This is a genomic window from Bergeyella cardium (assembly GCF_003614945.1).
Classification (GTDB): domain Bacteria; phylum Bacteroidota; class Bacteroidia; order Flavobacteriales; family Weeksellaceae; genus Bergeyella_A; species Bergeyella_A cardium.
Map to the genome: position 1 here is coordinate 589,154 of NZ_QYCZ01000001.1, position 12,626 is coordinate 601,779.

13 protein-coding genes and 1 pseudogene are annotated in these 12,626 nt (G+C 38.9%); 12 read left to right on the forward strand and 2 right to left on the reverse strand.

All coding sequences use genetic code 11. The annotated features are described in order from the left end of the window. The first annotated feature begins 1 nt into the window (after nt 1). The 4 genes from atpH (at nt 2) to D8991_RS02690 (ending at nt 4,564) form a co-directional block, all read left to right on the forward strand. A complete protein-coding gene (gene atpH / locus D8991_RS02675; RefSeq protein WP_120488648.1) occupies nt 2-538 on the forward strand; it encodes an ATP synthase F1 subunit delta in 537 nt (178 codons plus the stop codon). Nucleotides 539-557: 19 nt separating this feature from the next. Further along, nucleotides 558-2,135 carry a F0F1 ATP synthase subunit alpha gene (atpA, locus tag D8991_RS02680; protein WP_120488649.1) on the forward strand — a complete coding sequence of 526 codons (1,578 nt, stop codon included), beginning with the start codon at nt 558-560 and terminating at the stop codon, nt 2,133-2,135. Between the two features lie 54 nt (nt 2,136-2,189). Then, nucleotides 2,190-3,053 carry an ATP synthase F1 subunit gamma gene (gene atpG, locus D8991_RS02685; protein ID WP_120488650.1) on the forward strand — a complete coding sequence of 288 codons (864 nt, stop codon included), beginning with the start codon at nt 2,190-2,192 and terminating at the stop codon, nt 3,051-3,053. A gap of 170 nt (nt 3,054-3,223) precedes the next feature. Then, on the forward strand, nt 3,224-4,564 hold the full coding sequence (locus D8991_RS02690) for a hemolysin family protein (RefSeq protein WP_120488651.1): 1,341 nt from the start codon (nt 3,224-3,226) through the stop codon (nt 4,562-4,564). Nucleotides 4,565-4,633: 69 nt separating this feature from the next. Here D8991_RS02690 and D8991_RS02695 read toward each other — a convergent pair whose 3' ends face one another. Then, complete coding sequence (locus D8991_RS02695) at nt 4,634-5,797, reverse strand: sensor histidine kinase (RefSeq protein ID WP_120488652.1); 1,164 nt, start codon at nt 5,795-5,797, stop codon at nt 4,634-4,636. A 22-nt stretch (nt 5,798-5,819) separates the two neighbouring features. Further along, entirely contained in the window at nt 5,820-7,181 is a 1,362-nt protein-coding gene (gene dacB, locus D8991_RS02700) for a D-alanyl-D-alanine carboxypeptidase/D-alanyl-D-alanine endopeptidase (RefSeq protein ID WP_120488653.1), read from the reverse strand. A 142-nt stretch (nt 7,182-7,323) separates the two neighbouring features. On the opposite strand from dacB, the gene mnmE reads away from it, so the two are divergent. The 8 genes and pseudogenes from mnmE (at nt 7,324) to D8991_RS08960 (ending at nt 12,332) form a co-directional block, all read left to right on the forward strand. Beyond that, nucleotides 7,324-8,724 carry a tRNA uridine-5-carboxymethylaminomethyl(34) synthesis GTPase MnmE gene (gene mnmE, locus D8991_RS02705; protein ID WP_120488654.1) on the forward strand — a complete coding sequence of 467 codons (1,401 nt, stop codon included), beginning with the start codon at nt 7,324-7,326 and terminating at the stop codon, nt 8,722-8,724. Nucleotides 8,725-8,859: 135 nt separating this feature from the next. Further along, entirely contained in the window at nt 8,860-9,159 is a 300-nt protein-coding gene (locus tag D8991_RS08945; RefSeq protein WP_185123852.1) for a DUF7149 domain-containing protein, read from the forward strand. A gap of 7 nt (nt 9,160-9,166) precedes the next feature. Next, nucleotides 9,167-9,507 (forward strand): annotated as a pseudogene (locus D8991_RS09170) (DUF7149 domain-containing protein); the annotation flags it as partial. A 105-nt stretch (nt 9,508-9,612) separates the two neighbouring features. Further along, complete coding sequence (locus D8991_RS08950) at nt 9,613-10,566, forward strand: type IIG restriction enzyme/methyltransferase (protein WP_455550135.1); 954 nt, start codon at nt 9,613-9,615, stop codon at nt 10,564-10,566. 41 nt (nt 10,567-10,607) lie between these two features. Beyond that, nucleotides 10,608-11,057 carry an Eco57I restriction-modification methylase domain-containing protein gene (locus tag D8991_RS02715; protein ID WP_120488655.1) on the forward strand — a complete coding sequence of 150 codons (450 nt, stop codon included), beginning with the start codon at nt 10,608-10,610 and terminating at the stop codon, nt 11,055-11,057. Nucleotides 11,058-11,204: 147 nt separating this feature from the next. Further along, nucleotides 11,205-11,450: an Eco57I restriction-modification methylase domain-containing protein gene (locus D8991_RS08985; protein ID WP_394364124.1), complete on the forward strand. Its 246-nt coding sequence runs from the start codon at nt 11,205-11,207 to the stop codon at nt 11,448-11,450. Between the two features lie 204 nt (nt 11,451-11,654). Further along, complete coding sequence (locus D8991_RS08955; protein ID WP_185123854.1) at nt 11,655-12,074, forward strand: hypothetical protein; 420 nt, start codon at nt 11,655-11,657, stop codon at nt 12,072-12,074. Beyond that, nucleotides 12,075-12,332 carry a hypothetical protein gene (locus tag D8991_RS08960; RefSeq protein WP_185123855.1) on the forward strand — a complete coding sequence of 86 codons (258 nt, stop codon included), beginning with the start codon at nt 12,075-12,077 and terminating at the stop codon, nt 12,330-12,332. Nucleotides 12,333-12,626 lie beyond the last annotated feature (294 nt).

The following is a 12,626-nucleotide window of genomic DNA, read 5'->3' on the forward strand; positions in this document are numbered from 1 at the left end:
TATGCTTACGAGTAAAGTTGCAAGAAGATATGCTCAGGGACTGCTTGATTTTGCAAAGGAATCAAACCAGACTCAGACTATCTACACCGAAATGAAGGATATTATAAAAGTCTTATCCGAATCTAAGGATTTGGTGAGATTTTTAGAGACTCCGTTCATTGACTATAAAAAGAAATTATCCGTAGTTCAAGAGATTTTCAAAGGTTTCTCACCCGTTTCTCAGAACTTTGTAAAGCTGGTGATTTCAAGAGGTAGAGAATCTCACTTGGAAGAGATAGCACAGGAATACATTAATAAAATTAATGCTGAAAATAATGTGCAAAAGGTTACACTTACCACTGCTGCACAGCTCTCTTCTCAGTCGGTAGATCATATTTTAAAATCAACAACTTTGGTTCAGGGTTCTCAGTATGAGCTTGAGCTTATCATCAAGCCAGAGATACTCGGAGGGTATATCCTAAGAGTAGGAGATCAGCAGATTGATGCTTCCGTAAAATCCAAGTTAAATCAAATTAAGAAAAACTTTCAGTTAAATTAAAAGATAAAACAACCACACAATGGCAGAAATAAATCCAGCTGAAGTTTCAGCTATTTTAAAACAGCAATTAGCGAATTTTGATACTCAGTCTAATATTGAAGAAGTTGGTACTGTACTAACGATTGGTGATGGTATCGCTCGTGTTTATGGGCTTGAGAATGTACAATACGGAGAGTTGGTAAAATTCTCTTCAGATGTAGAAGGTATTGTATTAAACCTTGAAGAAGATAATGTAGGTATCGCTCTTTTAGGTGAATCTAAACTCGTAAAAGAAGGAGATACTGTAAAGAGAACCAATAGAATCTCTTCTATTAAAGTAGGAGAGGGGCTTCTCGGAAGGGTGGTAGATACTCTTGGTAACCCTATTGATGGTAAAGGACCAATCACTGGTGATTTATATGAAATGCCATTGGAAAGAAAAGCTCCAGGGGTTATTTATCGTCAGCCAGTAAATGAGCCATTACAAACAGGTATCGTAGCGGTAGACTCAATGATTCCTATCGGAAGAGGGCAGAGAGAGCTTATCATTGGAGATAGACAGACAGGGAAAACTACTGTAGCTATCGATACTATCCTTAATCAAAAAGAATTTTATGATGCAGGCGAGCCTGTATTCTGTATATATGTTGCTGTTGGGCAAAAAGGCTCTACTGTAGCTCAGATTGTTCAGACTTTGGCAGATAAAGGAGCACTCGCTTATACTGTAGTAGTAGCAGCAAATGCTTCTGACCCTGCACCAATGCAGGTATATGCACCAATGGCAGGTGCGGCTATCGGAGAGTTCTTCCGTGATACAGGTCGCCCAGCACTTATCGTCTATGATGATTTATCTAAACAAGCGGTGGCTTATCGTGAGCTTTCCTTGTTATTGAGAAGACCACCAGGTCGTGAGGCATATCCTGGGGATGTATTCTACTTACACTCTCGTCTATTGGAAAGAGCAGCAAAAGTAATTGCAGACGATGAAATTGCTAAGCAAATGAATGACCTCCCAGAATCATTAAAACCTGTTGTAAAAGGTGGTGGTTCGCTTACCGCTCTTCCGATTATTGAAACCCAAGCAGGGGATGTCTCCGCGTATATCCCAACCAATGTTATCTCCATTACAGATGGGCAGATTTTCTTGGAGTCTGATTTGTTTAACTCTGGGGTAAGACCAGCGATTAATGTGGGTATCTCCGTATCCAGAGTAGGGGGTAATGCTCAGATTAAGTCGATGAAAAAAGTATCGGGTACATTAAAACTTGACCAAGCACAGTATAAGGAGCTTGAAGCCTTCGCTAAATTCGGTTCAGACCTTGATGCCGCTACACTTTCCGTTATTACAAAAGGTGAGAAGAATGTGGAAATCCTTAAACAGCCTGTAAACTCTCCGCTTCGTGTAGAAGACCAGGTAGCGATGGTATATGCGGGTACAGAAAACTTGCTTAGGAATGTACCTGTAAGAAAGGTAAAAGAGTTTATGAAGGAATATGTAGAATTCCTTAGAGCTAAGCATCCGGATACTATGGCTGCCATCAAAGCAGGTAAGATAGATGGAGACATTACAAGTGTATTGAAAGCAGCTGCAAACGACATCGCTGCGAAGTATAATTAATGGTTCACTGTTGAAGGTTTAAGAGATTAAGCCTTCAACTAATACAATAAAACAATGGCGAACTTAAAAGAAATTAGAGGAAGAATTACATCAATCTCATCTACGATGCAGATCACCAGCGCTATGAAAATGGTATCTGCTGCTAAGCTCAAAAAAGCTCAAGATGCGATTGTAATGCTCAGACCTTATTCTGAAAAGTTACAAGAGCTTATCCAAAATGTAAATTCAAGCTCAAACCCTGATAATATCTCCGTATATGCACAGGCAAGAGAGGTAAAGCGCGTTCTCTTTATCGCGATTACTTCCAACAGAGGGCTTGCAGGGGCTTTCAACTCCTCCGTTATAAAAGAGCTCAACCATCAGATAGCTCTTAAAGAAGGCGTAGAAGTAGAAGTTCTTACAATTGGTAAAAAGGCTTTTGATGCTGTAAAGAAATTGAAGGAAGTATATGCAAACCATAGTGCGATATACGATAACCTCACCTTCGATGCAGTATCCAGCGTAGCTTATTCTGTGATGAAGGACTTCGTAGAAGGCAATTTTGATGAAGTTTATCTTATCTACAATAAGTTTATCAATGCAGCTACACAGGAGGTTCAGGCAGAGAAGCTCCTCCCTATATCAATGCCAGAGACCGAAGATGTAGGAGTAGAAAAAGATTATATCTTTGAGCCAAGCCGTGCAGAGATTTTGGATAACCTTATCCCTAAGTCTATAAAAACTCAACTTTTCAAGGCAGTGCTCGATTCCGTAGCGTCTGAACACGGTGCGAGGATGACGGCAATGCACAAAGCAACCGATAATGCACAGGCACTGAAGAGCGAATTGGTAATTTATTACAACAAAGCTCGTCAGGCAGCGATTACAAACGAAATCCTCGAGATTGTATCTGGCGCAGAAGCATTAAAAAATTCATAATTTTTATTTTTAAATTTATTGAACATTATCATTACCGCATCGGCTCTACTTGTAGAGCCGATGTTTTTTTATCCGCCGTATCTCATCGCAGGTTTAGAATCCCAATTTCCTGGGGCATTTTAGTTATAAAAAAATATATATCTTTGTCCTGATTAATATTTCGTATAAAAATGGACGACTCGGTCAGGATACTATTGGCTTTATTTCTTGTTATTCTCAATGGCTTTTTCGTGGCAGCCGAATTTTCAATCGTAAAAGTACGCTACTCTCAAATTCAAATAAAAGCAGCAGAGGGCAATCCTCTCGCAAAGCAGGCAGAGCATATCATTAAAAAGCTCGATGCCTATCTCTCCGCTACTCAATTGGGGATTACCCTTGCTTCTCTGGCGCTCGGTTGGGTAGGAGAGGCTGCCGTGCATAGCGTTATCGAGCGACTTTTCTTGTCATTCAATATCGGTTTAGATGAAACCCTCCTCACCACCCTCTCTTTGGTGCTCAGTTTTCTTATTATTACCATCCTCCATATTGTGTTTGGCGAGCTGGTTCCTAAGTCTATCGCGATAAGAAAGTCAGAACCCACAGCAATGTTTATTGCCTATCCGCTAAGGATATTTACCACCCTTTTTCAGCCTTTTATCTGGCTGATGAACTCCACTTCCAATGGGTTTTTAAGGCTCATCAACATACCGCCAGCCTCCGACTCCGATATTCATTCCACCGAAGAACTTCAGCTTTTGGTAAAGCAGAGCGCAGATTCTGGCGAGATAGAAGAAGAGAATTACGAAATCATTAAAAATGCTTTTGACTTCACCGATCATTCTGCCAAGCAGATAATGGTACCGAGGCAGAACATCCATTCCATAGACATAGAAGACCCCATAGACGATATCCTCAATACCATTATGGAAAGTGGCTACTCCCGAATCCCCGTCTATGAAGACTCCATAGACAACATCATCGGGGTGCTCTATACGAAGGAAATCATCCGCGAGTATGTAAAGCGCTCGGGGAATATCAGCCATTCTGACCTTAGAGAACTGATGCGCGAGGCATTCTTTGTTGTCGGGAGTAAGAAGATTTCTGACCTGCTGAAAGTCTTCCAATCAAAGAAAATGCACCTCGCTATCGTCATTGATGAGTTTGGCGGTACGGAGGGCATCATCACCCTCGAAGATATCCTCGAGGAGCTCGTGGGCGAAATCCAAGATGAGGAAGATGACGAGGAGAAAATCGTAGAAAAAGTAGATGAAAACACCTACTGGGTGCAGGCAGCACAACCGTTGGAAGAGATTAACGAGCACCTCCCAGAGGCGCTCCCGCTCTCCGATGAAGGTGATTATAATACCCTTGCGGGCTTTATTCTCCACGAGCTCGAAGATATTCCAGAGGAGAACCAAGAGTTTAACCTGCTGAATTACCATTTTAAAATCCACAAGATGCAAAACAAGGGGGTAGAATTGGTCGAGCTCATCTACCAACCCCCATCCGATGACAGCACCAATAACCAATAGCACCCACTAGCGTGGGGAGCCACTTATCACAAACTAACCGTGCAACGCCTGTTGCTTACTGCCTACAACTTACAGCTTTATTCGGAAGGTAGTGCCTTTGTTTATTTCGGTTTCGGCGATGGAGATTTTGCCTTTGTGATAGGTTTTTATTACCCTTTGGGCGAGGCTTAGCCCCAAGCCCCAGCCTCGTTTTTTGGTGGAGTAGCCTGGGAGAAAGATTCGCTGGGCTTGTTTGCTCGTCATACCACAGCCAGAGTCTTTGAAATCCATAAAAATCGAGTGGTTTTTCTGGTAGAGGGAGATGTGCAGGCTGCCGATACCTTTCATTGCATCTACGGCGTTTTTTACAAGGTTTTCTATCACCCAGCTGAAGAGGATTCTGTTGTGAGGAATGAGGATTTCCTGCTCGGGGAGGCTTAGAGTAAAATTAATTTTGGCGGAGATTCGGCTCTTTAAGTAATCAAAATTGAGGCGTAGGGTTTCGGAGAGGTTGTAGTCTTTCAGCTCGGGTATGGAGCCTATTTTTGAGAACCTCTCGGAGATGGTTTTCAGCCTTAGGATGTCTTTTTCCATCTCGGCTATGCCCGTACTGTTGGGTTTTTCGAGTTTTAGAATCTCCGTCCAGCCAATCATAGACGATAGCGGAGTGCCAATCTGGTGCGCGGTTTCTTTGGCGAGCCCAGCCCAGAGGAAGCCCTCGTCTCGGCGTTTCATTGTTTGCATAAACCAGATGGAGACGATGAGGTAGGAGAGGATGAAGACCCCGAGGAAGTAAGGGTAATATTGGAGATTGTTGAGCAATGCTGAATTATCGTAGAATACCAGTTGGGTCTCGTTGTTTGCCAGCTTTATTTCAAAGGGAGGATAGTTGCTCTCCATCTGCTGGATGTAGGTTTTCAGGTGGTTTTTATCCTTAATGATGTCTTCGGGGATGTTTCTAAAAGTGCCTTCGCTGATGATGGGGTGTTTTCTACTATCGGTTACGATAACGGGCAGCTGGTTATTCTCCTCGAGGATGGATAAAATCAAATCCTGAGTATCGGGAGAGATGCTTGTGGGGTTCTCTTGCAGGAGTTGCATTGCCTTTACGAAGATGCCCATTCGGTTGGTCTCCCTTGCCCTTAATTCTTTTACGAGAAAGATGGAATAGACCACGATGGCGCTAACGATACCCGTAAAAAAGATATAAGTGAGCCAAACATTAAACTTTGATAGATAGAGCCGTCTTTTCATTTTTCTTTGTTGGTTGAGGGTTTTATTTCAGGTGGTTTAATACTTTGTAGAGCGCTTCTGTGGCATTATTCCCTTGGTAATTATTGATGATGATGGAGAAGGTGTAGCCGTTGTGATAGCCCGCGAAAGACTTGGTATTTCTTATGGTGCCGCTCTTCATCTTCATACCGTTTAGGGTGGGTAGGGCGTCATAGAAGGCATTAAACCAGTTTTGCTTTTTTGCCCAGAGGAGTGCTTGTACTTCTGCTTTTGCGGAGACATAATTTTGTGGGGAGAGCCCACTGCCGTCTGCAAAATTAATCATTGCTTTGTGTATCCCCGCTTTGCTTGCCCAGAAGTTTTTGAGCAATGCTATGCCTGTTTTGTAGTTGCTCTCGCCTGTTTTCTCTTTTGCAATGGTCTTTATGAAGGTTTCCCCGTAGAGATTTACGCTCTTTCTGAGAAACCAGAAGACGATCTTGTCTAGCGTGGGCGAGTAGTACTCCAAAATCTTAGTGCTTGAGGAAGGTAGGGGAGAGGCATTGCCTTTGAACTTTTCGCCAGAGGAAGTGAGGATTTCTCCCGAGAAGGAGATTTGCGCTTCTTTGAGCCAGCTTTTCACCTCATAGCCGAGGCTTAGCGGTGGGTTTGGGGTAGCGCCAGATACGGTCATTAGCTTCCCAGAGGGCAGGTTGCCATTGATAAGCGCTACCTCCGAGTGCGGTGCAGTGAAGATGAGGCTTTGGTCTGTACTGCCCTTTGCCTTTAGTTCAGAAGCCCAGTGGAGATTGGGCAAGGGGATGTTGGCGGACTGTATTTCGCTGCCTTTTATGTTCAGGTCAAACTGATTTTCCCTCCAATTGACTCCCCACACACCTGCTCCGTAGTAGTTCCCCAAGTCGTCCCAAGCCCATCCGCCAGGGATAGTCTGCAAATCAAACCAAGAATCATCAATTATGATGTTCCCAGAGATTTTGGAGATATTGTTTTGGGTGAGTGAAGAGAGCAATTTTTGTTTAAAGTCTTCGGGTTTGTAGCCTTCGTATCGCCAGCTTCCGAGCGTAGGGTCTCCGTTTGAGGTGATGATAATATCCCCCGAGACATTCCCGCTTTCTACCTTTCCTGAATAGGATACAGTGGTGGTGTATCGGTAGCTGCTCCCCAGAGTCTCCAGCGCTGCACCTGCTGAGAAGATTTTTTGTGTAGAAGCCGTTGAGAGCCCTTTATTCCCTTGATATTCGTAAATGAGGTTTCCCTTGCTATCGCTTACGAAAAAGGAGATATTAGCAGAGTATGCTTCATTTGTATTGAGTAAATTGCTGATGGATTTATCTAATTTCTGGCTGATATTCTGGGCAAAGCTGAAAGCAGAAATACATACTGCCCAGAGAGAAAATCTGTTCATTCGCTATAAAATTGGTCATCAAATATAATAATTCTCTCCAGATTGCAGTGTTTTGCTCTTTCTTGAAACAGGTCTTTTTATAGATTATATCGAGTAGCAAAGCCCTCTGCTCCAAAGGGCGGATTTTCTTATTTTTGCACTTATGAATCAAGATACTATTTGTGCATTGGCTACGGCTAATGGAGTGGGGGCGATCGGCATTATCCGTGTTTCGGGTGAGGATGCTGTGAGCATTACCAATAAAATTTTTGAGGGGAAAGATTTAGAGGCGGTGAAGACGCATACCGTTCATTATGGTTTTATAAAAGATAATGATGAGGTGATCGATGAGGTGATGGTCTCTGTGTTTTATGCTCCGAGAACCTTTACCGCTGAAAATTCTGTGGAAATATCTTTCCACGGCTCTCCGCATATCGCAAAAAGAATCCTTGAAGCGCTCATCAATAACGGTGCGAGGATGGCTAAGGCGGGCGAATTTACAATGCGTGCCTTTATGAATGGGCGGATAGACCTTTCGCAGGCGGAGTCCATTGCCGACCTTATTGCTTCGGAGAACGAGGCAGCGAGAAAAATGGCGCTCAATCAACTGAAAGGTGGAATTTCGCAGGAGATTTCTATTCTAAGGAATGACTTACTGAACTTCACTTCGCTGATAGAGCTGGAGCTTGACTTCTCGGAGGAAGATGTAGAGTTTGCCGACCGCTCCGCCCTTAATCAATTGCTTCAAAATCTTAAAACAAAACTTCAAAGCCTTATCGACAGCTTCCAATACGGCAACGCGATGAAAAACGGAATAGATGTAGCCATCATCGGCAAGCCCAACGCTGGGAAATCTACCCTTCTCAATGCCCTTTTGAAAGAGGAAAGAGCCATTGTCAGTGATATTGCGGGTACAACCAGAGACACGATTGAGGAGGTGCTGCACATTAAGGGGACGGCATTTAGGTTTATAGACACGGCGGGTATCCGCGAAACGGTGGACAAAATCGAAGAAATAGGCGTAAAGAAAGCCAAAGAAAAGATTTCCACCGCGAAAATTCTCCTTTATCTTTATGATGAGTTTGATTCCACCGCAGAGGAGGTCATTAGCTTTATAAAAGAGATTTATCGAGAGGATTTAAAGGTAATCTTGCTGCACAATAAGATTGATAAGCTCGTGGATAGGGAAGAGCCTACTCTTAACTCTTTTGATGCACAGCTGAAAGCCGAGCTTGTCCCTTATTATACCGATACGATAATGGGAATATCCGCTCGTGATAATATCAATATTGAACTTTTGAAAGCTGAACTCGCCAACTATGTTGAGGAGCTGAAAACCGAGGAGAATGCCGTAGTCATCACCAATCAAAGGCATTACGAGGCGTTGCAGAAATCCTTTAATTCTGTTCAGAAAGTGGAGGAAGCGGTGTCAATGGGCATACAGACGGAGCTTTTGGCATACGAACTTCGCACTGCTTTGGAGCATCTCGGCGAAATCTCGGGGGAATTTACCAATGATGAGGTCTTAGGGAATATATTTTCTAAGTTTTGTATTGGGAAGTAGGATTTCGGGTTTAATGGATTATCAAATTTGGAGAGTGAAGCTATCGCTCTCCATTTTTTTATTAAAATCAATAGTGCGGATTGTATGAAATGAAATTGGTTTATACTTTTGTTTGTGAATAATTTAAAATAAAGTATGAATCAAAATAAATTAACTCCAAAGAAATCATTAAATAAGGCTTTTCTAAAGCAAGGAATAGATAGAAAAACTATTGAAAACTTTAAAGAGAATTTCGATAAATTATTAAATAATACTAATGATAATGAATCAGAAGAGTATAATAAGAACTTGATTAGGGAATTTATGAATGATTCTTACTATAAGAATGATTTTTATATTAATACGACAGGAAGGCAAGATTTAGTTATTCATAATGGAGATAATGCAAATACTCCAGTAGGAGTAATTATTGAGACGAAAAAAAATTACCAATAAAGCAGAGATGGTATTTTGTGATAATCTTAATACTAAGGCTATGCAGGAACTACTCTGGTATTTCTTGAATGAAAGAATAATAAAGAAATTAAACATCTTATTATTTCAAATGTCTATGAGTGGTTTATTTTTGATGCAATAGTTTTTGAGAAGTTTTATAATAATAAAAAACTTCGAAAGGAATTTGAAGACTTTAAGGGAGGTCAATTGTCTTTTAATACTACAGATAAATTTTATTCTGAGATAGCTAAAAACTATATAGAAGAAGTAAAAAGTGAAATAGAATTTACCTATTTTAATCTTAATGATTATAAAAATAGAGTAGAGAAAGAGGGGGATAATAGCCTTGTTGAGCTATATAAAATCTTGTCGCCAATTCACTTGTTAAAGTTGCCTTTTTTGAATGATAGTAATACTCTTGATAGGGGATTTTATAGAGAGCTATTACATATTATGGGATTAGAAGAGGTTACAACAGATGGAGGAAAAAATCTTATTCAACGAAAAAGAGAAGGATATAGACATTCTGGAACATTATTGGAAGATACTATTCAGCAACTGGAAGCATTAGATAAAGTTGATCGTGTGAACAATCCATCTCGATATGGAGTAAGTAAAGAAGAGCGACTCTTTAATATTGCTTTAGAACTTAATATTACTTGGATTAATAGAGTTTTATTTCTGAAATTATTGGAATCTCAGCTTATTTCCTATCATAGTGGTGATAGAGCTTATTCCTTTTTAAATTCAGAAAGGCTTCCAGATTATGATAATCTGAATAAATTATTCTTTCAGGTTTTAGCTAAAAATTATGAAGATAGAACAGATGAGATAAAAGAATTTTATAGTAAAATTCCATATCTTAACAGTTCTCTTTTTGAGCCTACTGAGCTTGAATACATCACATTATTCATAAGTAATTTGTCTAATGATAAGGCTATTCCTATTTTCGCTTTATCTGTTTTGAAAGACAGGAATGGAAAGAGAGTAACAGGAGATAAAAACTCCTTGCAATACTTATTTGAGTTTTTAGATTCTTATAATTTCAGTAGTGATGGTACAGGTGAAATACAAGAGGAGAGCAAAACACTGATAAATGCTTCTGTATTAGGGCTTATTTTTGAAAAGATTAATGGCTATCAAGATGGTAGTTTCTTTACACCCGGTATGATTACAATGTATATGTGTAAAGAAGCACTTCGAAAAGCTGTTGTACAAAAATTCAATGAAGTAAAAGGTTGGGATGTAAAGTATGAAGAATTATATAATAAAATTAATGATAAAGAAGAAGCTAATAAAATTGTTAATAGCTTAAAAATTTGTGATCCATCTGTGGGCTCTGGACACTTTCTTGTATCTGTACTTAATGAGATTATTGCTATAAAGCACACAACCTTGGGATACTAGTAGATAAGGATGGCAGACGCTTAAAAGAATATAATATAGAAGTGCAAAATGATGAGCTAAATATAGTGGATGAAGATGGAGAATTGTTTAGATATAAACCTAAGAATAAAGAAAGCCAAAGAGTGCAAGAAACTCTTTTTTATGAAAAACAAACCATCATAGAAAATTGTCTTTTTGGTGTAGATATAAATCCTAACTCTGTCAAAATTTGCCAACTAAGACTTTGGATAGAATTGCTAAAACACGCTTACTATAAAGATGAAAATTGTAAAGAATTAGAAACCCTTCCGAATATTGATATCAATATTAAAGTAGGAAATTCTCTCATTAGCCGTTATTCATTGGATGTTGATATAAAAGAAATACTTGAAAAATCTAAAATATCCATTAATGCATATAGAGATGCTGTAGCAAACTATCGAAATGCTTCGTCTAAGGAACAAAAAAAGGAGTTACGAGATTTTATAAAAGGATATAAAAGAAAATTTTAAAACAGAAATAGGGAAAAATATAGTGAAGAAAAAAGAAAGTTAGATAAGTTAAAACAAGAATATTATTTAAAGTATGAAGCAGAGCAACTTTTTGATGAAGCTCTTACTAAGGAACAAAAGAAACATAAAAAAGATATTGAGACCAATATAGCTAAGTTAGAAGCTTATTTTAAAGAACTAAAAGAAAATAAAATCTATCAAAATTCTTTGGAATGGCGTATAGAGTTCCCTGAAATATTAGAGGATGAAAGTGGTAGATTTATTGGTTTTGATGTGATTATCGGTAACCCATCGTATATTTCTACTAAAGAAATTTCAGAAGAATATAAAGAGGAATTAAAAAAGAATTTTGGTTTTGCTGATGATACTTATAACCATTTTCTCTTTCTATGAACACAACTTCTAAAAGAAAAAGGTATTCTTAGCTATATCACCCCTAAAACCTTTTGGACAACTCAGACCAAAAGCAACCTACGCAACTTGCTGTTAAATAAATAATTGCTTTATATTTTTGACACTGCCGACCCTTTTGAGGCTACTATGGTAGATACTTCTATTACATCATTTAGAAAAGCAGACCACAAAGAATGACATCAGTTGTTATTTTTAGATGGCAGTACAGACTTGTTAAAACCTGAAAAATATGTCATTACACAAAGAAGTTATATTGACACACAAAACAGTGTGATATTCAAGCCTACGGAGTATAATCTAAAAATACAAGCCAAATACGGCAAAAAAGTAAAAGAACTCTATGACCAGTGGTGGGATAAAATCTCGATAAGTAAAAACATTACTAAAAACGCTAAAGAATTAGAAGCATATAGACAAAGCCTAAAACCAGGTGATATAGCTTTATTGGGTTGTCTTACTGAGGGAGGACAAGGCTTGGCAACTGCTAATAATGGTAAATATATTGCTGTAAGAAAATCTACTAAATGGGCAAAAAAGATTATGGAATCTCGACCTGAGAAATTGGCAAAAGCTATAGAGTCTAAAAAAATAGTAGATGAGTGATTGCCACAAAATGAAGATTATAAGTCGTTTTTAGATGGACTCTTAGAAAATAAAATAGCAGAATTATTTGATGATTTAAAAGAAAAATACGGTAGAGATATTTTTGGACAAGGCTACATCTATAAATTAGTAGAAGATAGTGAAATTGCAGATATAGATGGTCTTACACAAGAAGAAAAAGATAATGGAATTGATAGCAATAAAAATTTTATGTGCCTTACGATAAAGGAGATAAGGACGGCAACCGGTGATATTTAGAAACGCCATATGCTATTGCTTGGACTAAAGAAAATGTCCCAATAAGCCGATCTTCATAGATAAGCCCTTTTTATATTAAAATCTGCTTAGAGGTAAGGAGTTTGAGCTTAGGCTATATAAAATCCAATTAAAAATTAGAGCTATAGTAAGGAGGGGAACAGGCTATATGCCTACTTTCATTGGAAATAGTATTGGTTATTCCGTACAAAAGCCTTATTTTAGCAAATTAGAATGAAAAAATTAAGAATTTATTAACAATTCTGGAAAAAAGTTATTTACTTCAAACTAAAATCT

Excerpts from the sequence above, each read along its gene's own strand:
- atpH (WP_120488648.1), top strand. The coding sequence starts at position 2 with ATGCTTACGAGTAAAGTTGCAAGAAGATATGCTCAGGGACTGCTTGAT.
- atpA (WP_120488649.1), top strand. The coding sequence starts at position 558 with ATGGCAGAAATAAATCCAGCTGAAGTTTCAGCTATTTTAAAACAGCAA.
- D8991_RS02695 (WP_120488652.1), bottom strand. The coding sequence starts at position 5,797 with ATGAAAAGACGGCTCTATCTATCAAAGTTTAATGTTTGGCTCACTTAT.
- dacB (WP_120488653.1), bottom strand. The coding sequence starts at position 7,181 with ATGAACAGATTTTCTCTCTGGGCAGTATGTATTTCTGCTTTCAGCTTT.
- atpG (WP_120488650.1), top strand. The coding sequence starts at position 2,190 with ATGGCGAACTTAAAAGAAATTAGAGGAAGAATTACATCAATCTCATCT.
- D8991_RS08945 (WP_185123852.1), top strand. The coding sequence starts at position 8,860 with ATGAATCAAAATAAATTAACTCCAAAGAAATCATTAAATAAGGCTTTT.
- D8991_RS02690 (WP_120488651.1), top strand. The coding sequence starts at position 3,224 with ATGGACGACTCGGTCAGGATACTATTGGCTTTATTTCTTGTTATTCTC.
- D8991_RS08950 (WP_455550135.1), top strand. The coding sequence starts at position 9,613 with ATGGGATTAGAAGAGGTTACAACAGATGGAGGAAAAAATCTTATTCAA.
- mnmE (WP_120488654.1), top strand. The coding sequence starts at position 7,324 with ATGAATCAAGATACTATTTGTGCATTGGCTACGGCTAATGGAGTGGGG.